General features: G+C 59.1%; 19 protein-coding genes. 13 read left to right on the forward strand and 6 right to left on the reverse strand.

Annotated features, from left to right (window positions below; genetic code table 11):
- Positions 1-34: 34 nt before the first annotated feature.
- The gene (locus ETAA8_RS34150; RefSeq protein ID WP_145099971.1) at positions 35-1780 is read left to right on the forward strand and encodes a DUF4340 domain-containing protein; all 1746 of its coding nucleotides are present in this window, start codon (positions 35-37) and stop codon (positions 1778-1780) included.
- An 83-nt stretch (positions 1781-1863) separates the two neighbouring features.
- Here the strand turns inward: ETAA8_RS34150 and ETAA8_RS34155 are convergent, their stop codons facing one another.
- The 3 genes from ETAA8_RS34155 to ETAA8_RS34165 form a co-directional block, all read right to left on the reverse strand.
- A complete protein-coding gene (locus ETAA8_RS34155; RefSeq protein WP_145099974.1) occupies positions 1864-2265 on the reverse strand; it encodes a RidA family protein in 402 nt (133 codons plus the stop codon).
- A 112-nt stretch (positions 2266-2377) separates the two neighbouring features.
- A complete protein-coding gene (locus ETAA8_RS34160; protein WP_145099977.1) occupies positions 2378-2845 on the reverse strand; it encodes a hypothetical protein in 468 nt (155 codons plus the stop codon).
- A gap of 19 nt (positions 2846-2864) precedes the next feature.
- Positions 2865-3311 (reverse strand): hypothetical protein, encoded by a 447-nt coding sequence (locus ETAA8_RS34165; protein ID WP_145099980.1) that lies wholly within the window; start codon positions 3309-3311, stop codon positions 2865-2867.
- A 631-nt stretch (positions 3312-3942) separates the two neighbouring features.
- On the opposite strand from ETAA8_RS34165, the gene ETAA8_RS35520 reads away from it, so the two are divergent.
- The 7 genes from ETAA8_RS35520 (at position 3943) to ETAA8_RS34200 (ending at position 8901) form a co-directional block, all read left to right on the forward strand.
- Positions 3943-4212, forward strand: a complete 270-nt coding sequence (locus ETAA8_RS35520; protein WP_145099983.1) for a hypothetical protein — start codon at positions 3943-3945, stop codon at positions 4210-4212.
- Positions 4213-4291: 79 nt separating this feature from the next.
- Positions 4292-4483: a hypothetical protein gene (locus ETAA8_RS34175; RefSeq protein ID WP_145099985.1), complete on the forward strand. Its 192-nt coding sequence runs from the start codon at positions 4292-4294 to the stop codon at positions 4481-4483.
- Between the two features lie 234 nt (positions 4484-4717).
- On the forward strand, positions 4718-6667 hold the full coding sequence (gene acs / locus ETAA8_RS34180) for an acetate--CoA ligase (protein ID WP_145099988.1): 1950 nt from the start codon (positions 4718-4720) through the stop codon (positions 6665-6667).
- A gap of 31 nt (positions 6668-6698) precedes the next feature.
- The gene (locus ETAA8_RS34185) at positions 6699-7391 is read left to right on the forward strand and encodes a CPBP family intramembrane glutamic endopeptidase (protein WP_145099991.1); all 693 of its coding nucleotides are present in this window, start codon (positions 6699-6701) and stop codon (positions 7389-7391) included.
- A 93-nt stretch (positions 7392-7484) separates the two neighbouring features.
- The gene (locus tag ETAA8_RS34190; protein WP_145099994.1) at positions 7485-8306 is read left to right on the forward strand and encodes a 3-keto-disaccharide hydrolase; all 822 of its coding nucleotides are present in this window, start codon (positions 7485-7487) and stop codon (positions 8304-8306) included.
- A gap of 54 nt (positions 8307-8360) precedes the next feature.
- Positions 8361-8585, forward strand: coding sequence for a DUF433 domain-containing protein (locus ETAA8_RS34195; RefSeq protein WP_145099997.1), 225 nt, complete (start codon positions 8361-8363; stop codon positions 8583-8585).
- The gene (locus ETAA8_RS34200; protein ID WP_145100000.1) at positions 8569-8901 is read left to right on the forward strand and encodes a hypothetical protein; all 333 of its coding nucleotides are present in this window, start codon (positions 8569-8571) and stop codon (positions 8899-8901) included. The genes ETAA8_RS34195 and ETAA8_RS34200 overlap by 17 nt, the downstream gene beginning before the upstream one ends.
- An 8-nt stretch (positions 8902-8909) precedes the next feature.
- Here the strand turns inward: ETAA8_RS34200 and ETAA8_RS34205 are convergent, their stop codons facing one another.
- Positions 8910-10814: an ArnT family glycosyltransferase gene (locus ETAA8_RS34205; protein WP_145100003.1), complete on the reverse strand. Its 1905-nt coding sequence runs from the start codon at positions 10812-10814 to the stop codon at positions 8910-8912.
- 297 nt (positions 10815-11111) lie between these two features.
- Here ETAA8_RS34205 and ETAA8_RS34210 point away from each other — a divergent pair, with 297 nt between their 5' ends.
- Both ETAA8_RS34210 and ETAA8_RS34215 read left to right on the forward strand, forming a co-directional pair.
- Positions 11112-12767, forward strand: coding sequence for an NRAMP family divalent metal transporter (locus ETAA8_RS34210; RefSeq protein WP_238397639.1), 1656 nt, complete (start codon positions 11112-11114; stop codon positions 12765-12767).
- Complete coding sequence (locus tag ETAA8_RS34215) at positions 12764-13981, forward strand: threonine synthase (protein WP_145100006.1); 1218 nt, start codon at positions 12764-12766, stop codon at positions 13979-13981. The genes ETAA8_RS34210 and ETAA8_RS34215 overlap by 4 nt, the downstream gene beginning before the upstream one ends.
- A 12-nt stretch (positions 13982-13993) precedes the next feature.
- Here the strand turns inward: ETAA8_RS34215 and ETAA8_RS35705 are convergent, their stop codons facing one another.
- Positions 13994-17863, reverse strand: coding sequence for an AAA family ATPase (locus tag ETAA8_RS35705; RefSeq protein WP_145100009.1), 3870 nt, complete (start codon positions 17861-17863; stop codon positions 13994-13996).
- Positions 17864-17909: 46 nt separating this feature from the next.
- Positions 17910-19145 carry a metallophosphoesterase family protein gene (locus ETAA8_RS34225; RefSeq protein ID WP_145100012.1) on the reverse strand — a complete coding sequence of 412 codons (1236 nt, stop codon included), beginning with the start codon at positions 19143-19145 and terminating at the stop codon, positions 17910-17912.
- Between the two features lie 357 nt (positions 19146-19502).
- Here ETAA8_RS34225 and ETAA8_RS34230 point away from each other — a divergent pair, with 357 nt between their 5' ends.
- From ETAA8_RS34230 to ETAA8_RS34240, 3 genes are read left to right on the forward strand one after another with little or no spacing between them, the layout of a single operon-like run.
- Positions 19503-20156: an RNA polymerase sigma factor gene (locus tag ETAA8_RS34230; protein WP_145100015.1), complete on the forward strand. Its 654-nt coding sequence runs from the start codon at positions 19503-19505 to the stop codon at positions 20154-20156.
- Positions 20153-20881: a hypothetical protein gene (locus tag ETAA8_RS34235; RefSeq protein WP_145100017.1), complete on the forward strand. Its 729-nt coding sequence runs from the start codon at positions 20153-20155 to the stop codon at positions 20879-20881. The genes ETAA8_RS34230 and ETAA8_RS34235 overlap by 4 nt, the downstream gene beginning before the upstream one ends.
- A gap of 6 nt (positions 20882-20887) precedes the next feature.
- Positions 20888-22072 carry a cysteine desulfurase family protein gene (locus ETAA8_RS34240; RefSeq protein ID WP_145100020.1) on the forward strand — a complete coding sequence of 395 codons (1185 nt, stop codon included), beginning with the start codon at positions 20888-20890 and terminating at the stop codon, positions 22070-22072.
- Positions 22073-22138 lie beyond the last annotated feature (66 nt).

Below are 22138 nucleotides of genomic sequence, written 5' to 3' on the forward strand. Positions count from 1 at the left end.
TTAGCCCTTCCACTCCCCTCGGGAGATTGAACGTATGAACGAAAAGACTCGCACTCTGATCCATGTGGCCATCGCTGGTTTCATTGCCGTGGTGGTCGGCATCGAGATCGCCCGCACGCGGCCAGTCGATACCACCGGCGATCCGACCAAGACGGCTTTCTTCCCCGACTTTAAAGATCCCCTCACGGCCAAAAGCCTGGAGATTTTGAAGTTCGACGAGAAGTTGGCGCAGATGACCCCCTTCAAAGTGGCCGATGTGAAAGGCCGCTGGGCGATTCCTTCGCGCGACAATTATCCCGCCGATGCTCAGGATCGCCTCCGCGATGCTTCGTTGGCGCTGATCGATCTGAAGCCCCTCGATGTTGCCAGCGAGATTCCTGAAGATCATCAGGAATATGGTGTCATCGAGCCGGTGAAGGGCAAAACGAAAGCGGGCGACGAAGGTGTGGGTACGCTCATCACCGTGCAAGACACCAAGGGGAACGACCTGTTCCGTTTGATCGTCGGCAAAGCAGCCAGCGCCGAAGGGGATAATCTTGGCGGCCTGCGCTTCGTGCGCAAACCGGGCGAAGACATTGTCTACGTCGCCAAGATCGATCTGACTAAACTGCCGACCGAGTTCGATCAATGGATCGAGAAGGATCTGCTCAAGCTCAACGCGCTCGATGTGGCCAAGGTCACACTCAAGGATTACAACGTGCTGCCCAGCGGCAACGGCCGGTATAGCCGCTTCCCGCGAATGGACGCTGTCGTCTCTTGGAACACCGAGAAGGGCGAATGGAAGCTCGACGAGCTCACTCGCTTCTCGCGCAATCAACCCGTGGCCGATGGCCTGGGCGAACAAGAAGAACTGAACAAGCAAAAGCTCGACGATCTGAAGACCGCGCTCGACGACCTGAAGATTGTCGATGTGCAACGAAAGCCTGCCGGTCTCGATGCTGAACTAAAACTCAGCCCCGAGTTGATGGCCAATCGCGAAGGGCTCGTCTCGCTGCAAGAGTTGGGCTTTTATCCGGTCGGTCGCAATGCCGAAGAAAACACGCTCGAACTCGCTTCGGCCAATGGCGAAGTCATCATCGACATGAAGGATGGCGTGCAATACAAGCTGCGGTTCGGTAACGTCGCCAGCGAAGTCGCCACGGCCGACGGCACGATGAATCGTCACCTGTTCGTCTCGGCTCAGGTCGCGCCGGACGTGCTGACTCCTCCCAAGCTCGAAGCTGAACCCGCTGGTCCCGAACCGGCCCCGGCCGAGAAGCCTGCCCCAACTGATAAGCCAGCTGACCCCAAGGGTGACGAGAAGAAGTCAGGTGGTGGCGGCGACGATCCGTCCAGCTGCCAGGAAGAGCCCAAGGTCGATGACAAGCCAGCGGCCAAAGACCCCGCAGCTGCCGACGATGCAGGCAAGCCCGGCCCAGCACCGGTGGTCGATCCGAACAAGGCCGAGATCGAGCGAATTCGCAAAGAGAATCGCCGCAAGATGGAAGATTGGGAAGAGCGGAAGAAGAAGGCCACGGGCCGCGTCGCCGAACTGAACGCCCGTTTTTCTGATTGGTATTATGTTATCTCGGAAGACGTCTATAAGAAGATCCATCTCAGCCGGGCCGACATCGTGAAAGAAACGACCGGCTCGAAGGACGAAGGTTTCGGCATCGAATCGTTCCGCAAGCTCGAGACCGAAGGCATCAAGACGATCCAGCCCAGCCCGCCTCCCGGTGGTCCAGGCGGCCCTGGTGGTTTCCCCGGCGGCGGATTCAATCCCGGTGGCTTCAACCCTTAATCGCTTCCCTGCGAAGTGACTCGCCTCGTCAACCTCTGCCAGCTCGCGCAAAACGCGAGCTGGTTTTGTTTTGTCCGCAAGACTTACTCCGGCAGGACCGCGACCGCTTCAATTTCGATTAGCCACTCGGTGCCGACCAGCGCACTCACGCCCACGAGCGTGCTGGTGGGTGGAGTCGTGGCGGAGACATAGCGGGCCCGAACTTCGCGAATGGCGGGGACGTGTTCGGGCTTGAGTCCAACGACGAACAGACTGGTCTTTACCACGTCCGCGAATGTCGCTCCAGCTGCGGTGAGGGCAATCTGCACATTGCGAAAGGCCTGCTCGGCCTGGGCTCGCATGTCTCCTTTGCCCACGACCTGCCCCTGGGCATCGACGGCCACCTGGCCCGAAATGTAGATCGTCCGCTGCCCGCTCGTCACCGCCACATGAGTCCAGCCAAACGTGGGGCAGAGCTCTTTGGGATTGAGATAGTTCGTCGTCATAAGAGTGCCGAAACGCCTTCCGCCAGTTGGAGTGGATTGCTACGCGATGCCCGTGAGCCTCCAACTGTAGCAATCCCAGCAAGGCAATTCGATAGTGCGCAGCTGGGGTCACTCAGAACGACAACTGCAGAGCTTCGCCGGCTGGCAAGTGCAAAATGGCGTCGGTAAAGCGAGCGGGCCGGTCGTGGCCGTCGTCGACTTCACCGCTGATGAGAGCGCTCCCTTTGCTCCCCTTAATGTCGAAGACGATCGTCTTCTTGCCGACTTTGCCTTCGTTAAGCGCCGCCGACTCCCCCAGGTTCATCCCCAAGCTGCTGATCGTCCCAATATGCTCTTGAATCAGCGGGTGGGGCTGCAACTGTTCGATCAATTCCACTTTCGATTGCTGCAGCCCATTCCAGACGTACATCGAGGCAACGCCGCCGCATCCAAGGCAAAGGAGCACCAGGAGTGCCCCCACTCCGCCGAGCACACAGAGCAGCGTGTTCGACTTTTTCTTGGGCGGCGCACGATAGGCGTGCTGCTGCGGAGCCTGCCCCGGCAAATCGCGCCAGTTCGGATCGTGGGGATCAAACGACATGGCAGCGGGCTCGAACTGGCTACGGAGTCAACGGGAACGATTGGCCATCGGCCATACGCAGTTCCCCCTCGGCCAAGCGTGCTTGCTGCGGATTCGTCTGATCGACGCGACCCATGACAATGCCGCTTCCCTTTTCACCCTTGATGTCGAACACCAGGAAACCTTGCTTTTTGTTTTGCTCCGCCTCGGAGACAGACTTTGTCATGTTCATCGAGAGGGTATCGATCGTGCCGATATGTTCCTGAATGACTGGATCGGTCTGCAGCTGGGGCTTAATCTGCTGGGCCACCATTCCGAGTGCTTGGTTAAAGCCAAAATAGCCAATGCCACCGCAACTGCAGCAAACCAGCAGAGCGACACCGCCGATACCCAGCAGGACGTACAGCAGCACGTTCGACTTTTTGGGAGCGACGGGTTGGGTCGAGGCTGGGGCGTACGGATTGGTAGATTTCGGATCAAACGACATACGAGGAATCCTTTACTGTGCGTGCGATTGTGCCGCCTGAGAGAAGCCTGGCTCGCTGCTAATGATAGCCGCTCCACTGTAATGTTCGCCAGCGGACGAGGGAGATTGGGCGGCGAGGATTAGAAGTCGGGAATCGAGGGTCGGGTGTCAGGAGCCGAGGGTCGGGGAGGGTCAGAGGTCAGAGGTCAGATAGACACGCACTTACGCCCCAGCGGTTCAATGGCTTTTGCAAATGCTCCGTTGAGACGCCCGTTGCTTTAAGCACTTCGGGTGCGTTCGGTACACGCCACTGAACAAGGCGGATTTCCCAGCACGAAGAGCTCCGGTTAACAACTCGTGCAGACTGTGCGGCACGAGTGGAGCGCCCAAGTTTGACACCGCCTTGCACGCAGGCCTAGAATTCGCGCTTCCTCGGCTGCGCGGCGGGCACAAGGAGGAGAACTGCATGACGGGCGATACGACGGTTAAGACGCCTTGGCGCTACCGCCTCATACTAACAGCGGCAATTTTAGTTGCCGTAACGGCTGTCGTCTCCAGTTGGTGGATCGCACGACCGCGAAGGGCGGCTGACCAGTTTATTGAGTTGGTTTCCCAGGGACGTTGGCAAGCAGCCGACGCATTACTTACTGGCTTGTCCTCCATCCGTGCAGACTCCGCTGGCGGAGTTGTGATTACCGACAACGGTGGCACTGCGTCGGCCCTTAGCCCCACAGAACTGCCGCTCAAAGGAATGGAACGCTTCTACTTTCAGCCCCGGCCTACCAGCTTCGACTATCTGGCGGGGCGCTATCATTTTCCGCTAGTCACCTCCGGGCCGGACACACGCGGCGAACTGAAGGAACCGGTCCATGTCTCGGCTGTCGCCACAAGTCGTGGGATTATCATCATCTCCGTTCAATGATGCCCGGCTGCGGCGCTTGGCAAATTGGATACGGCAGCGCAGTAGTTCATCGCCACCCATTCTGAAGGATGAGTTCATCATGTACGTGCAATTCAAGGTCTTTCGTTCGGATTGGCATTCCTGGGAAGTATTGTTTCAACAAGCGGCCGACTTTCTCACGGAGATTGGGCCAGAGCGAACCATCAGTGTTTCCCATTCGCAAGAGGGTTCGGTTGGTGTGGTCTCGGCCTGGTACTGGACTGACCAGCCACCCAGCAAACCGGCCGCGTAATCAGAACACCGTTCGAAACCGCAAAACCGAAGGCGACCACGTCTCGCTCCACCCTAAGTTTGACATCGCAAGGCACGCGAGCCTAGAATTTGCGATTCGTTTGGAGTCGCGGTGCGCGGACGATTACGGCGCCAGAACCACCTTAACGACGGCGGAACGCAGGATCGCGAACCGCAAAAAAGCCTCTTCACGGACTTGTTCGGAATTTTTCAGCAACAGCTAGGGCGGTTGGCGATGAGTGGTGGTCAGATCGATTCGGTAATGCAGGAAGATCGGCAGTTTCCTCCTAGTGCAGAGTTTCAGGCCCAGGCCAGCATCGGCTCGCTCGCCGCGTACGAAAAGCTCTATGACGAGTCCATCCAGAATCCCGAGAAGTTCTGGGGCGATTTCGCCGAGAAGGAACTTCACTGGTTCAAGCCCTATGACAAGGTGCTCGATTGGCAGCCGCCGTTTGCCCAGTGGTTCGTCGGCGGGCAAACCAACATCAGCTACAACTGCCTCGATAAGCACCTGACCACCTGGCGCAAAAACAAAGCTGCCATCATTTGGGAAGGTGAACCAGGCGAACAGAGGACAATCACCTATTCGCAGCTGCATCGCGAAGTCTGCAAGTTCGCCAGCGCGCTCAAGGGGCTGGGGCTGAACAAGGGGGACGTTGCGACCATCTACATGCCGATGGTTCCCGAACTGGCAATCGCCATGCTCGCCTGCGCACGGATTGGCGTGGTCCATAGCGTCGTGTTCGGCGGCTTCTCGGCCGAAGCGATTGCCGATCGTAACAACGACGCGAAAGCCAAGGTCGTCATCACCGCCGATGGCGGCTGGCGGCGCGGCAAGTTGCTGCCGCTGAAGGAGACGGTCGACGTCGCACTCGATAAATCACCCACGGTCGAACACTGTGTGGTCCTCAAGCGAGCCGGCAACAATCCACCAATGAAGTCGTGGCGCGATCGCTGGTGGCACGACCTGGTCGAAACAGCTTCGGCCGACTGCCCCGCCGAGCCTCTTGATAGTGAACATCCGCTGTTCATCCTCTACACCAGCGGCTCGACCGGCAAACCCAAGGGGATTCGCCACACCACGGCCGGTTACAACCTGTATGTGAAAAAGACCTTCGAATGGGTCTTCGATCATCGCGACGAAGACGTCTATTGGTGTACGGCCGACTGCGGCTGGGTGACCGGTCACAGCTACATCGTGTATGGTCCGCTGGCCGCTGGTGCGACCACGGTCATGTATGAAGGGGCTCCGAACTGGCCCCAAGAAGATCGCTTTTGGGACATCATCGAGCGCCATCGTGTGACGATTCTCTACACCGCGCCAACGGCGATTCGCGCTTTCATCAAGTGGGGCGATCACCACGTCGATAAGCACGACCTGAGCAGCCTGCGATTGCTCGGCAGCGTGGGCGAAGGGATCAATCCCGAAGCGTGGATGTGGTACTACAACAAGATTGGTGGCGGCCGCTGCCCGATTGTCGATACGTGGTGGCAGACCGAAACGGGCGGCATCATGATGTCTCCCCTGCCCGGCGCCATCGCCACGAAGCCTGGCAGTTGCACCAAACCAATGCCGGGCATTGTCCCAGCCATACTCGACGAGAATCTGCACGAGGTCGGCAAGAACCAGGGTGGCATGCTTTGCATCAGTCAGCCTTGGCCGGGCATGCTTCGCGGCCTGTGGGGCGACGACGATCGCTACGTGCAGCAATACTGGACGAAGGTGCCCGGCAAATATCTGACTGGCGACAACAGCCGGCAAGATAGCGACGGCTACTACTGGATCATGGGCCGTATCGACGACGTGATTAACGTCAGCGGGCACCGCCTCAGCACCATCGAGGTCGAGAGCGCGCTCGTCAGTCACCCTAACGTGGCTGAAGCAGCGGCTGTCGGTCGCCCCGATGAACTGAAGGGGCAATCGGTCGTCGTGTTCGTCACGCTCAAGAGTGGCGAGGCCAACGACGCCCTGAAGCAGGCCATGAAGCAGCACGTGCGCAAAGAAATCGGCGCGCTGGCTGTCCCGGACGATATTCGCTTCACCAATTCGTTGCCAAAGACTCGCAGCGGCAAGATCATGCGCCGCCTGCTTCGCGACATTGCCGCCGGCAAAGAATCGGTGCAAGACACCAGCACGCTTGAAGATTACACCGTGCTGGCGAAGATCCGCGGGGATGAGGAGTAATCCGTCGCCAGGAAAGTGAGCGAGGCAACCTGTGACCGAAGCTGTATCCAGTCCACACCCAAACGCGTGGACGAAACTGCCTCGGTGGCAATTGCTCACCATCATGGTGGGCTTCCCATTGGCGTACTGGATCAATGGCCTGATGCCATGGTGCTACGGTCTGTTTGTGAAGCGCGACCACAGCTTCTTCATTCCGTTTGGCTTGTCGGTGTGCCTGCTTCACTGGGCTTCGCTACTGGCGGCATTGTATTTTCTCAGGCAGGCCGGCGGCCGACCGAGTGATCTCGGCTTCCACATGCGGGTGGGGGGCATGGTGGCGCTGGTCGTGACGGTAGTTGTCGTCGGTGGCTTGCTGATTGCCGTGCGTCGCGCCTGGCCGATTTTCGAAGCGCCGCCGAACGATGTCAGGTTCTACTATCCGTTCACGCTGGCCGAGCGATGTTTCTTCATTTTCATGGCCTTGTCGGCGGGAATCTGCGAAGAGATCGTCTACCGCGGCTTCGCCATCTCAGCCCTCCAAGGGCGCGGTTGGCGAACTTGGCAAGCGGTCGTTCTGTCCACGCTCTCGTTCGTTTTCATTCATGGCATTGCTTCCATTTTCATGTTTCCGTTTTTGTTCCTAGCGGGACTGCTGTATGCCGGCATCTTTCTCTGGCGAAAAGATTTGACCTTGGCCATCTGGCTGCACGCCCTGTTTGACGTAATGGCAGTCATGGCCATCTAGTCGACTATACTCAAAGTAAGGTGAGGAGATGGTCCATCGATCATTGGCTCGCCGGATTCATTAACATCTCTCTGCACTTCGTTTGGAACCGATATGAGACTTCGACTTTTGGCTGCTGCGTTCTTCGCTTCCTTCACCCTCGCTGCCGGTGCCATGTGGATCGACGAATACAAGAGTGGCATCATTTGGCCGATGCCGCCGATTGTCGATGCGCAGCCCGATAAAGCGCCCAGCGACGCCATCGTGCTGTTCGATGGCACGAATCTCGACGCGTTCAATGGCGGCGATAAGTGGGAAATCGCCGATGGTGCTGCGACGGCGAAAGGTGGCGGCCTAACCACCAAGGAGAAGTTCGGCGACTGCCAGATTCACGTCGAGTTTGCCACGCCGGCCGAAGTGAAGGGCAAGGGGCAAGGCCGCGGCAACAGCGGCATTTATCTGATGGGCCGCTACGAAGTGCAAGTGCTCGATTCGTACGAAAACGAAACCTATTTCGACGGCCAGTGCGGCAGCGTCTACAAGCAACAACCGCCGATGGTCAACGCCAGTCGCAAGCCAGGTGAATGGCAGACGATGGACATCATCTTCACCGCTCCCAAGTTCAACGACGACGGCAGCGTCGCTTCGCCCGCCTATGTGACCGTGCTGCATAACGGCGTCTTGTTGCACAACCATTTCGAACTTCACGGCGGGACGTCCTACGTCGAAGCGCCCAAGTATAAGAAACACGCCGACAAGGAAGCGCTGAACATTCAATTCCACGGCAACCCTGTCCGCTTCCGCAATATCTGGCTGCGCGAAAACATTCACCCGCTCGTCGGCCAGCCACCAACGGCGAAGGAAGAAAAGAAGGACGACGAACCCAAGGGGGAAGAGAAGAAGCCGGAAGACAAAAAATCGGAAGACAAGAAGTAATTAGGGGAAGCACGCTCGGCGGGTATAATGGAACGAATGAAAGGAGTTCAATTCATGGAAACAATCTCCCCGTTCGTTCAGAGCGATCCGGAGCTCCTTGGTGGCACACCAGTTTTCCGTGGCACTCGTGTTCCTGTGCGCGCGCTGCTCGATTACCTGGCCGCTGGCTCCACCGTGGACGAGTTTCTCGATCATTTCCCAACCGTAACTCGCGAGCAGGCAAACGGCTCGCTGGGTCAAGCTATGGATTTGCTGGTGTCGCATGCGCATTCTGGTTGACGAGTGTGTGCCCAGACCGTTCGCGCGACAGTTTCCGGAGCATGTGGTCAGCACCATTGTCGAACAGGGATGGGCCGGGAAGAAGAACGGTGAGTTACTCGGGCTGATGGCCGCAGCTGGCTGGGAAGCACTGATAACTGTCGATCAGAATCTGCGCTATCAACAGAATTTGACCGGAACACCAGTCGCGGTCTTAGTATTGCTGGCCCTTAGTAATCGCTTAACTGACTTGTTGCCACTGGTAGGATCAGCAAAGGGTGTGCTGCAAGTGATTCAGCCGGGACAAGTCATCGAAGTCATCGCCCCCACTGGATAAAGTAGCAGCTACCGCTTCTCTTTCACCGCTGGGGTTTGCGCAACCACATTGGCCTTTTGCCGCCCGAGGACGACGAGCTTTTTGTCCTTGAGGAACAGCGGCTGTTCGGCAATGACAGTCACGTCGGCAGGCAGGTGAGGCTGCAACACTTCAAACTGCTCACGCGTGGTGATCATATACGCAGCGGGATCCTTGCTGAGGAATCGCACGGCCTGCTTATTGTCGTTCATCTTCGCGAAAACTTGATTCTGCTTGGTGGCCTGGTTCGCAGCTGGGTCGACCTTGGGCAATTCCAGAATCGGCTGCTTCGCATAATAGACCCAGCTGGGCTCGAGAATGCGGAACGAGGCCAGCTTGGGCTTGGCTTCACGGGCGAAGATCGCCGTGACGAGTTGCTGATCTTGGCGATGGGCATCCACTCGCTGAGCGGCGAGGGCAAAGACGAGCGTCGTCATCGCCACGCAGCAAACAGTAACGAAGCCCGCCGTCCAGCGGCGATCGAAGTTGAACAGGTTTCGCCCAATGGCAATCAATCCCGCAGCAATCGGCAAAATGCCAATGAGCCCCAGCTGTTGTTCGCCTGGAAGCAATTTATCGCCAACGGCGTAGCCGCCGATCAGCATTCCTACGCCAACCAGCGCGAGCGCTGCAAAAGCCACAGCGGGCCACCAGCGAGCGACGAGCAACTTATCGGCCAGCCAACGATCGATAAAGGCACCGACCAACAGCGCTGCCGCAGGGAAGCAGGGGGCGATGTAATTGACAAGCTTGGTTCGGGCGATGCTGAAGATGCCGATGTAAACGCAGATCCAGCAAACGGCCAATAGATAACCCGGCTGCCAGGGATCTTTGCGGGCGATGCGATGCCAGGTTTCCACCACCACAGGCAACGCGAACACCGAGAAGGGAAAGAACCCGGCGATCAACATTACTGGATAAAAGCCTGGAAAGCCTTTGTGTCCCTCGAGGGCCGTGGTTGCCCGTTTGAGATAGTGTGTGCCGAAAAACTCGCTGATGAAATTGCCTTCGGTTTGCAACCCGACGGCCGCATACCAAGGTCCAGCGATCAGCAGCGTCATCACAATCGCCGTGATCGGCCACATGTACCAGCAGGTGCGCAGGAAGTGGAACGGGCCGAAGGGGCGCGCGGCATTCTGTAGCCAGAGGGGGACCATCATTTGGCGGATTTCGCCCGCTTCGTCATCCTGGTCGACGTCTTCTTTCATCGGCGCCAAGCGCTGAATGAGCAGGAACATGCCGATGACTGCAGTGGGTAGCACCAAGCCGACCGGACCCTTGGCGAGCACGGCCAAACCCATAGCGGCGTATAACATCACCACCAGGATGGTCCGCTGAGGAAACCAATGTCCTTTGTAGCGTTGCAGCGGCCCTAGTTGATCGTCGATCTCGCCCGTCTCCGTGTTCGTCACCGTGCGTCGTGCAAAGGTGCCAAACACAAACAGCGCAATCGCCAACGTGCAAGTGAAGACCAAAATGCTATCGGGCGTCGCGGCCCGGCCTGTCATGCAAAACGTAATACTGCAACCGAGCGCAATGGCCGACCAAAGACCCGTGCGCGCATTGAACAAGCGGCGACCAATGCAGTAGGTCAGAATCAGCGTCCCCATGGCCGCAATTGCCGATGGCAGCCGCGCCGTGAATTCGTTTACGCCGCCCAGCTTGTAGGCGACGATCATGCACCAATAGGTGAGTACGGGCTTATGCGCGCGCAGTTCGGCATTGAAGATCGGTACGATCCAATCGCCGCGCAGCAACATTTCGACCGCGCAACCGGCGTTACGAGACTCGTCGTCGTCCCACAGTCGCGGCCCGCCCAGGTTGGTGAGCAACAGTATCGCAGCCAGGCTGACCACTACAGTCAGGTGCCACGTGAATGTCGAAGGCGCCTTCAATCGATCCTCCTTGATCGAATCATGCCTGAAACAGCTGCGGCCAGGTTCGGCGCAGCCAGTTTGCACGTCGGGCCGAAGTCTACGCAGGCTTACCGTTCTTCACAAGTTCAGTTCCGGCACCTCGATTCAAGCACTTCGGCCTCATTTCAGTTCTCGAACCTGAAACCTTCAGCAGGGAACTTCCCTCCTTTCGCCGGCAAACGCTTTACCCTGACAGCTGCATGAGTTACGGTGTTCGTGCCCGGCCGCTAGCAGCCGGACGACGGTTTTTTCTCTGCTCCCGGATTGTTCCCACCTATGTCTTCTCCCATTTCGCCCGACGACCATCGTTCCACGATGTTCGAGAATCCGCCGCAGACCATCACGGGCATCCTCAGCCGGTTGGGCCCCGGGTTAATCATCGCCGGCTCGATCGTAGGTTCCGGCGAACTGATTGCCACGACCAAAACCGGAGCCGAGGCGGGCTTCTGGCTTCTTTGGCTCATTCTCATTGGCTGTGTCATCAAGGTCTTTGTGCAGGTCGAACTTGGTCGCGATACGATCATTCGCGGCAAGAGCACGATGGATGCCCTGGGCGAAGTCCCCGGTCCCCGTATAGCCGGCCGCGGCAATTGGCTCATCTGGTACTACCTGATCATGTTCCTCGCCTCCGCCGCTCAGTTGGGCGGAATTGCCGGCGCGGTGGGTCAGGCCTTGGCCATTAGCATGCCGCTGACAGAACAAGGACAAAAGTTCAATCAAATCGCGAATGCCGAAACCGAATTCAAGACCGCGTCTGCCGAGCTGGCGGCCCTCACCAAGCCGGGCTCTACGTTTGTCGCTGATCCCGCGCGGGTCGACGCGCTGGACACTCGAATCGCCTCGCTAACCGAGACGCTCACCAAGTTGGGACCGAAGCCCCCGACAAACTACGACCCGCAGTATTGGGCGACCGTGATCGCTGTCGTGACCTCCATTTTGCTCGTAGTTGGCAAGTACAAACTGATCGAATGGTCGACGACTACAATGGTTGCCGCCTTCACGCTCACGACGGTTGGCACCGTCATCGCCCTGCAGTTCACCGACTTCTGGGCGATTCGCTTCAGCGATATTGTCGACGGCCTGTCGTTCCGCCTGCCGCCAGCCACTCAGAGCGGCAGTCAACATGCCCTCGCCACCGCCTTGGCCACATTCGGCATCATCGGTGTCGGTGCGTCGGAATTGGTCTCCTATCCTTACTGGTGTTTAGAGAAGGGCTACGCCCGCTACACCGGCCCGCGCGACAACAGCCCCGAATGGGCCGAACGGGCCCGTGGCTGGCTCACCGTGCTTCGCTGGGACTGCTGGTGCTCGATGGTCATCTATACGTTGGCCACGGTGGCCTTTTATCTGCTGGGCGCGGCAATTCTCGGCCGCGTCGGTTTGAATCCCGGTGGCTTCGAACTTGTCCGCACGCTCACGGCAATGTACGAACCGGTCTTCGGCAGATTCGCCCAGTCGCTCTTTCTGGTCGGTGCCTTTGCGGTGTTGTTTTCGACATTCTTTGTCGCCAATGCCGGCCATGCACGCGTGTTGACCGATGTCGCTCGCGTGATGAGCTTTGGCATCAAAAGCGAAGCTGACGCCAAGCGCTCGATCCGCATCATGAGCGGAATTCTGCCCTTCGTCTGCCTGGCGATCTATCTGTGCGTTCCCGAAGAGCCGCAGCAGTTGGTGCTCTTGAGCGGCATGGTACAGGCGTTCATGCTCCCCATGCTCGCCTTTGCCGCACTCTACTTCCGCTATGCTCGTGGCGACGACCGCCTCCGTCCCGGCAAGGTCTGGGATGCTTTCCTCTGGATCTCGACAGCGGGCATGTTCGTCGCTGCCGGCTGTCTCGTCTTCAAGTCGACGAACGACTTCATCAAGAAGCAACAAGCGAAGCCGGCCATAGAAAAAGTCGAAGCAGTGGATCTCGATTCGAGGGCGACATGACCCGCTATGTCTCGCACTTGGAAGGTGCCATCGACGGAGCCCGCTTGCCCGCCGATGAACTGCAAACACTCCACCAAGATCGTCCGATTCTGGTTCGCTACGATCTCGCTGCCGTTTGCCAAGCGCTGACCAAAGCGAAGCTGCGCGAGCGACCCGAGACGATGTGGCGCTATCGCGAACTGCTCCCCTACGCCGATGAGCACAACATTGTCTCGCTGGGCGAGCGGATGTCGCCCCTCCTCGCTTGCCCGCGACTCGGCAAGCAACTGGGACTTGCGAATCTCTGGGTCAAAGACGAGTCGCAATTACCGACCGGTAGTTTCAAAAGCCGCGGACTGGCGATGGCGATCACCATGGCCAGGCAGTTCGGCGTCACGCGAGTTGCCCTGCCAACGGCCGGCAATGCTGGCGGAGCAGCGGCCGCGTACGCCGCCCGCGCGGGAATGGAATGCTACGTCTTCATGCCCGAGGATACACCCGTCATCAACCAGTACGAATGCGCCCTGGCCGGCGCGAAGACTTATCTGGTGAACGGGCTGATCAACGATTGCGGCCGGCTGGTGCGTGAAGGGAAGACTGCCATGAACTGGTTCGATCTCTCGACCCTTAAGGAGCCGTACCGCATCGAAGGGAAGAAGACGATGGGGCTCGAACTGGCTGAGCAACTCGACTGGCAACTACCCGACGTCATCTTGTATCCCACCGGCGGCGGTACCGGCCTCATCGGCATGTGGAAAGCCTTTCAAGAACTGCAAACGCTCGGCTGGCTCGCCAGTTCGAAAATGCCCCGCATGGTCAGTGTGCAATCCACGGGCTGTGCGCCGATCGTCCGCGCATTTGACAAGGGAGAACGGTTCGCCGACGCATTCCCCAACGCCCAAACGGCTGCCAGTGGCATTCGCGTGCCCGTCGCCGTCGGCGACTTCCTGATTCTTGACGCCGTGCGGCAAAGCCAGGGCACCGCCATCGCGGTCGACGAAGCTCAGATCAACGGCTGGATGCGGCGGGCTGTTGCGGCTGAAGGAATCGCCATCTGTCCCGAAGCGGCTGCCTGCGTAGGTGCGGCAGAACTACTCCGTGCTTCCGGTTGGCTTCGCGAAGATGAACGGGCCGTGATCTTCAATACCGGCGCGGCGCAAAAATACGTTGAAGCAATCGCCACTCAGTTGCCCAGGCTCGACAAAAATCAGCCTGTCGATTGGACCGCGATCTAACCTTCTCGCGCCTTACTCGCGATCTTCTTCCACATACATCTCGGGCGATTCCCAAGTGAATCGCTGGCGGCGCTGCGGTTGTGGCTTCACGACCGGCGGTGGAGGCGGTTCGGGCTGAGCAACAACCACCGGCGGCGGCGGCGGCGGCGCGACGATGACTGGCGGAGCCACGAACGCCGGCTTGATGAGAACCGGTTCGGGGCGCGGCGGCAACTCGATCTTTGGTGGCTTGGGTCGCACAATCTCGAATACGCCGGAAATCACCTCGGGCTTGGGTGGCGGAGGAGGAGCCGGTGTCGGAATCGGCGCAGGAGCGGCAACCGGTTCGGGAATGTGGCGGAACGAAACCACTTCGTACGATGGCACGGGAGGCGGTGGTGGCTTGGGAGCCGGAGGTGCGGCAATCGCCCAGCTATCTGGCAGGGGACTGTTGCCGAACTGATAACCGCTTGGACGTGGCTGCGGAATCGGTTCCGGCTGCTTTACTTCGATGGGACGCGAAGCAGGCGGCGCGATGGCGACCGGCCAGTAATCGGGCAGTTTGACGACCGGCACAACCACCGGGGGAGGAGGCGGCAGCTTCTTCCACTGCCATCCATTGTTGACATCGTACCATTGCTCTTCGACCGACGCTTTCTCCAGCAGTTCGTTCGGATCGACGACAAATCGCGCGGGCTTAGGCTCTTCGACGGGCGGTGGTGGTGGAGGCGGCGGCAGTTCGATCTTGGGCGGCTCGACCTTCTTCTTTTTCTTCTTTGGCGCTTCGACCGCAACGCTCTCAATAGTAGTCCCGCGGGCCGGCAAGTTGCGAGCAATGAAGTTCGCTTCTTCGCAGATCTGTTTGATGTGTTCGTGGCACGTGAACAGGATTACCTGGTGACCCTCGCGAGCGAACTCGTACATCACTTCGGCCGTGGCCTTCACACGACCAGCATCAAAGTTGACAAGGACATCGTCGAGCACCAGCGGCAGGCGAGCACCCTTACGACCGAACGAAGCGGCCAGGGCCAAACGCAAGCTGATGTAGACCGCTTCGCGCGTGCCGCGACTGAGGACTTCGAGCGGCAGCGATTGATGCTTGTGATCTTCGATCAGCAGAGCGCGGCGATCGAGGGGCATCCACACGCGGGTGTATTGCCCTTGGGTGATCTTCGCCAAATAGATCGACGCTTCGCGGAGCGTTTCGGGTTGACGGTCGGTTTCGTACGCCTTGCGCACTGAATCGAGCACGCGGCTGACGGTGGCCAGTTGTTGCCAACGACGTGTCGCTTGCCGCAATTGCTGTTCGACCATCCCCACTTCGAGCGACGCTTCGCTCAGACGGCGATCGCTGGCCAGCGATTGCATTTCGGCATTGATCGTGCCTCGGCGTTCGTGAATCTTGGCCAGTTTCAGGCGAACTTCTTGGGCATTCGCGACCCGTTCGTCCCAGCGAGTTTGCAGGTCGCGACCTTCGCGAGCAAAGACGCCCGAAATGGTTTCTTCGGCGAACTCGTCGTGCAGTTGATGCTTGATCTTGAGCGAGATCTCGTCCCGCTGCTTGCGCAGGTCGAGCAGCTTGGCATAATCGGCGGCAGCCGCTTTGAAGCCGGCGGCATCGACCACACCGGCCACGCCATACATCGAATGGCGACGGCGAATCGCGTTGCGAATGCCGTTCGAGATAGTCTGCTTGTGCTTCTTCAGCGAGCGGATCTTGCGCGCCATGCTGTCGCGCAGTTCGAGCGTTTCTTTCTCGGTGGCCAAGGCCTGCGAGAGCTGACGAATTTGTTCCTGTGGCCGGTCGCTTTTGGGTGTGACGCGGCAGTCGGCCAACAGTTGTTGCACGCGACTGCTGAAGACGAGCAATTCGCGTTCGCGCTGTTCGAGTTCATCCTTGCGGGCTTCGCGGCGACGACGAGTCTCGGACAGATGATCGGTGCTCTTGGCGACCGTGCGCACTTTGTGCGGTTGAAAATCTTCGGGCAGGCCGGCATTTCGCAGGGCATTCTTCCAGCGATTGCGGGCTTCTTTCAGCGACTCGCCAGCTGCGATGAAACGGCGCTGGGCAGCTTCGTTGCGGGCGTTGCAGGCATCGAACTCGGTCTTTTGCGGCAGCAGCCGCTCCATCTCGCGCAGTTCGTTTTCGGCATCGCGGAGGCGAGCATCGAGGGCTCCGCCGCCGCCCGGCAATTCAGCGTCGAGATCATCTCGCTCTTGCTTCAGATCGGCCAACTGCGTGCGGGCATGATCGAGATGACGACGGGCGTCGAGTGCCGGGTCTTCACCGTTCCGTTCGAACCAGGCCTTCGAGAAGAACGAAATGCCCGAGGCGGCCAGGCCGACGAAAAAGACTGGTGGAATCTTATCTTTTGGCAGCAGATTCGGCATCATGTCGAAATAGCTGACGACAGACAGCATCAGCAGCATGAAGCCCATCGAGAAACCCATGCCGAGCAGAATCGTCTGCCGGAGTGGGGTTTCGTTGTGGGTGCTCGCTTCGTCGGTATCGAATTCGAGTTCCGACCGGCGATTGCTGAGAGAGTCGATCCGCTCTTCGACTTGAATCCGCTTGCGAAGCAGAGCAACTTTGTTGCCAGCAGCTGTGATGGCTTTGTTCAGGTCAGTCGCGCGAAGGCGGGTAACTCCTTCGAGTTGAATCGACAGTTGTTCGAAGTCGCGCTTGGTCGCTTCGGCTTCGACGCGGGCCTTGTCGAGCGCTTCGGTTTCTTCACGCAGTTGCTGCGCGGGACGCTTAAGCATCGCGACGGTATCGCGCGGCAAATCTTCAAGATTCTGTGCTCCGCCTTGCTTGGCAAGGCCACCAAGTTGACCATCGATTTCCTGATCGATCCGCTTCAGCTCTTCTTTGAGTTTGTTGATTTGCCCTTCGAGTGTGACGAGCCACTGTGAATGTTCGCCGAGCGCTTCGATGCGCGGAATGGCCGATATCAGGCTGCGGTTGACCTCGATGCTATCGAGATCCTTATTGAGTTGTTCGTTGCGGCGCGCCAGTTTCTTTAGCTGGAGTTTGCCTTTGCGAATCTTCCGCTTAAGAAGTTCCAATCGTTCGACGGCTTTTTCGGGGAGCGCTTTCACCGCGGCCATCGACTGGATCTGGCGATCGAGATCAACGCGCACATACCAGGGCTGTTGAATTTCGAGCGCGACTTCCATCAAGCGCGAACTGGCATCGTTGCCGTCGATGGAGTGTTCGAGTTCGCTGGCTTCTTCGGCCAGCAGTGCTTTCTCGGAGGCGAGTTCCGCCCACCGACGCGACGACGAACTGAGGTCGGCGATCTCGGCCCGCAACGTGTCGCGCTGCTGCATCAGGTTCGGAATTTGCGACGGAGTTTCGTCGGGCGAGAGCAAACGGTCGCGCGAAGCGCCCAGTTCGCGCATTACGTCGATGATCGAAACGCGATCGAGACCGGTGGACAATTTGTAGAGCAGGTCGGCAGCTGACGTATCGTCGAGAACCGCCAGTTCTTGAATCTCGCGCAGGCCGATGGCAAACACGTTGTTGAACGTTGCTTCATCAACACCGGCGAGTAGAGCATCGAGGTGCGACAAATCGCGCGGCAAGCCTTGGGCATCGACCAGTGTGAGATGACCTCGCTCATCGGGCAGGTCGTCGAGCTTCGCAGAACGCTGGACGCAGAACTGGCCGACGTTACTCCCCAGCTTCAATCGGCCGCCGATTTTGCCGCCGAACACTGGGGGCAAATAGCGTTGCCGGCGCGCGACGGAGAAGCCGTACAACACGGTCCGGACGAACTGCATCAGCGTGGTTTTGCCGGCTTCGTTCGGACCATAGATGACGGTGGCTTCGTCGGAAAGATCCTGCAAGCGCAGTCCCGTCCAAGCTCCAAAGCCTTCGATATCGATCTCTTTAATCTTCATGCCGGCGACTCCCTGCCGCTGAAGCCTGCGAACCCGTAATGCGTACTCATGTTAAAATCTTCGCCGTGGCCCGTTCATCGGCCCCGAGCAATTGTGCGCCCAGCAAGGCAGCTTCGCGCAGCAGAGTTTGCTTCTCGATGCCCATCCCAATCTGAGCCACGCCAGCCAGCGACGACTGCTGATGGCGCTGTGGGATGAACGAGCTCAAGTCCAGCGGCACATCGTCCTGATGGCACGCCTGCTCGACCGCTCGCAAAAACTCGCCGAGCATCGTGTCTTCTGCCAGCCAGGCTGGAGAGAGCACGCCACTCGCACATTCGACACTGATGGACCACAACGGAACGCGGCTGGTGCCGAACTCGTTCCGCAGCCAGGTGAGCATCTCTGCCGATAGCTTCTCGCGCTCAGCCAGCGTGGGAGTTCCCATCACCCGCAATTCCCAATTGACGAGCAGCGGACGATCGTCACTTTCGAGCCGCAACGACTTGATGCGGTCTAAAAACGGACGGCGTTGATCGGCGACCGGCCCGGTCGGATCGAGCACGACATCTTCGGTTTGAAAGCGAACGGCATCGGTAGGCACAAGCTGCACGCGGGTCTTGCCGTCAGCTTCGACATGCACCAGCGAGCAGCCATGCGGACCTGCTTGCTGCGGTTTGCGACCTTGCGGCGAACCGGGGTAATGCACCGTGCGAATCGAGTCGCCGTGCGTCAGCCGGTGAGGCGAACCCCCCAGAGCCCAGTAATTGACGGGCTTATGCAGAAGCGGGCTCACTTCGTACTGACCGTAGCTTACCGCGACCGTGAACATGCGGTCGAAGTCGGGCGCGAGCGGATCGATGGAAACTGTTGGCCCTTGCCAGCTGCGACCGCGGACGCACGCGATGGGCTTGTCGACGCGAAAGTGCGAGAACTCTTCCACTTGATAAGCGGGAAACAGTTGCACATTCTTCGGCATGCGGGCCGCGCCGGGCCACTGCTGCGGCGGATCGGTCACGCCTCCCGCCCAATACACGCCGATGTCTTCTTCGTTCAGCCGTTCGAATTGTTCGAGTAGAAAAGAGACAGCCCGGGGACCAGCCTGATCGATATCGAGCAGATTGCCCGAGAGGACGATGAAGTCGACCTTCTCGCGAATCGCGACATCGAACACGCGCTGGGCGGCGGTGAAGGGAGCATCGACACAGAAGGGGCGCAGAGCAGCTGGAATATCGGCGAGCCCCGTCAGCGGTTGCTGCAGGTCGAAATCGCCCGAGTGTAGAAAGCGAAAGGCGTGGCCCATGTGTGTCGTCCTCCCTGCGACGTTGCCGGCTGCGATTCTGCTCCTTCCATCTTTGCGAAGCGCACAATCTGCCGGCAATAATTTCCGTTCACGCAGCAAAGTAGCAGAATCTGCCGAAATTGCCTACTCCGTTTTGTCTTGCGCAAACAACTTCCGCGGAGCGGGTGCTAGCAGAGTTTCTTTGATCTTCCGATTTCCTTTGGTTAACCGAGCCGCTTGCGGCCGCTTCCCCCTTTTCACTTTCCTCACTGGGTGAAAGAAGACCTAGAGTGAGTCCCCCGGCCGCAAGCGGCTCGGTTAACCAAAGACCGATGAAAGCATTCCAGCGCGACCGGCCAGGAGTTAGAATAGGCTGTGATGACCGAGCCCGCTCCAATTGCCGATGGCCCGCTGATTGCCGCTGCTTTGGCAGGGGACGATAGTGCGTTTGCGCAAATCGCTCAGCGCTATCAGGGGCCGCTGCTGCACGCGGCTCAAAGTCGGCTCAGCGACCGGCAACTGGCAGAGGATGCTGTGCAGGAGGCTCTGCTGTGCGCCTATCGCTGGCTTCACACCTACGATTCGCAGTACAGCTTTCGAACCTGGCTCTGGACCATCCTGCTGAACCAATGTTCGCGGATTGCCCAGCGGCGGAGCAAACAGCCCGCTGCATCCATGCCGGGCGAGCGGACGACGGAGCAAGCGCAAACGCTTTGCCTCCACTCGCATGAGCCGCGCACCGAAGCTTCGCCGTTCGAACAACTGCTGGCCCGCGAAAGCGCCGAACGGCTGCATCAACTGCTGGCCCGTTTGCCGGAACCACAGGCCGATGCGCTGCGGCTGCGGTTCTTCGGCGGCCTGAAGTTCGAAGAAATTGCTCAAGCAATGGAGTGCAGCGTGAGTGGGGCGAAAAACCGCGTTCGCCTGGGACTGACGCAACTCGCGACGTGGCTAAAACGGACAAATTTGCAACACCCGACTAACCAAGCGACTGCTCCGCAGTCGGCAAGTCATGCTGGAGATTCTCGATGAAACTCCTGATTCATTGCGATGAAGTTTTCGATATTTTGACTCGCGGGCCTTTCCCCTCGGGACAAGATCACGACGCAGCCGTCGAACATCATTTGCGCTGCTGTCACGATTGTCGTCAGCTGGCCGAGGCGCTCCGGCCCGCCGTCGAATTATTTCATGAATGCCTGTCAGCCGAGGAAGTGGATTCGCTCCCTGAGTATCACGGCAATGCGACACCACTGACGCAACCCACTGCCCGCCGCTTGCCGCGCGAGATCGCAGAAGTTCGCCTGACCGACGAAATGCCGATTCTGTTGAATTGGGACAATCGTGGGCACCGGCCGCGCGCCTCGCGCTGGGCGATGATTTTGTCCGGTTCGATAGGACTTGCCATCACGGCCGCAGTCGTGGTGGTGATGGTCAGCCTGGGAAGCAGCATGCGCGAGTTGCAGCGGCCTACGCAGGCTGGAAGGGGCGGCGATGATCCAATCGCTGCTCGTCCGGCCGCGAACCCACAGGAAGGTGCTCAGCGACTGCTGGCGCTCAAGTTGCCCGCGGCCTGTTGGTTGGCCAATGATTTTCAGGCCACCGGGCAGGTGTCGCTCGAACAGCAACTGGCCCAAGCGCTCGATCGTCACGAAATTGCCTGTTGCACACGTTGTCACAGCGAATCTCAGCCTCATTCTCCGCCGATTCAACAGGTCGCCACGCTGCAGAAAAGTTGCCTGGCGTGCCACAAGGGATAGCCGGCTTTGAATCAGCACGCTGCGGCGACGATCTATCTCGACAACAATGCGACCACGCCGCTCGATCCGCGCGTGCTCGCCGCGATGAACCGCGCGTGGCAAGATTACGGCGCAAATCCGGCCAGCCAACATGCCCCGGGGCGTCGTGCCCGGCGAGCCATTGAAGAAGCCCGCGAAGCGCTCATCGCGATGCTAGGGGGCCGCACCACGGGCATGGCGGCCGATCGCTTGATCTTCACCAGTGGCGGGACGGAGGCCAATCACTTGGCCCTCAACGGCTTGCTTAGTCCGCAGCAACCGGCTCGTGGGTTGGCAATTTCCGCGCTTGAGCATCCGAGTATTCAAGGGACCGCGGAGTATCTTCGCCAGCAGGGCATTCCTATCGAACGATTGCCGGTGCGAACGAATGGGATGCTCGACCTCGCTACGCTTCCCGCGCTTTTCGATCGTCCACTCGAACAGCGGCCGCAACTCATCAGCCTGATGTTGGCGAGCAACGAAACGGGCGTACTACAGCCAGTGGCTGAAGTAGCCACGCTGGCCCGAACTGCAGACGTGCTCGTCCATACCGATGCGGTGCAAGCGATTGGCAAAGTGCCGGTATCCTTCGGCGAACTTGGCGTCGCGGCGATGACGCTAGCCGCTCATAAATTTCACGGGCCGATTGGCATCGGTGGCCTGCTCGTGCGACACGAAGTGCAACTTCAGCCGCAGATGTTCGGCGGGTTTCAACAGGGTTCGTTGCGCCCCGGAACTGAGAGTGCGGCACTCGCGATTGGCTTTCAGTGTGCGCTCGAACTGTGGCAGCAAGAGCGAACCGAACGTGCTCAGCGAATGCAGCAATTGCGCGATCAGTTGCAATCCACTTTGCAATCAGAGCTGCCGACTTCAGTAGTCATTGGCCAGGAGGTACTTCGCACTCCGCATACACTCTGCATCAGTTTTCCCCCCCTCGAACGGCAGGCTCTGGTAATGGCGCTCGATCTGGCTGGCATCGCCTGTTCGACCGGTTCGGCCTGCGCGAGTGGGTCGAGCGAAACCTCGCCGACTCTCGTCGCCATGGGACTGCCAGCAGAGGTCGTCGGCAGTGCGATTCGGTTCAGCTTGGGGGCGTTTGCGACAGCCCCGGAAGTGAGCGAGGCGGCAAATCGCATCATCAAGACTGTCAAGCAGTTACAACGAGCCAATTAATCGCCGAATTGAGCCCTTGCCGACTCGTGTTGACGTTCGAAATCCGCTACAATTCGGGGAGCAAAT

It is taken from the genome of Anatilimnocola aggregata, assembly GCF_007747655.1.
Classification (GTDB): domain Bacteria; phylum Planctomycetota; class Planctomycetia; order Pirellulales; family Pirellulaceae; genus Anatilimnocola; species Anatilimnocola aggregata.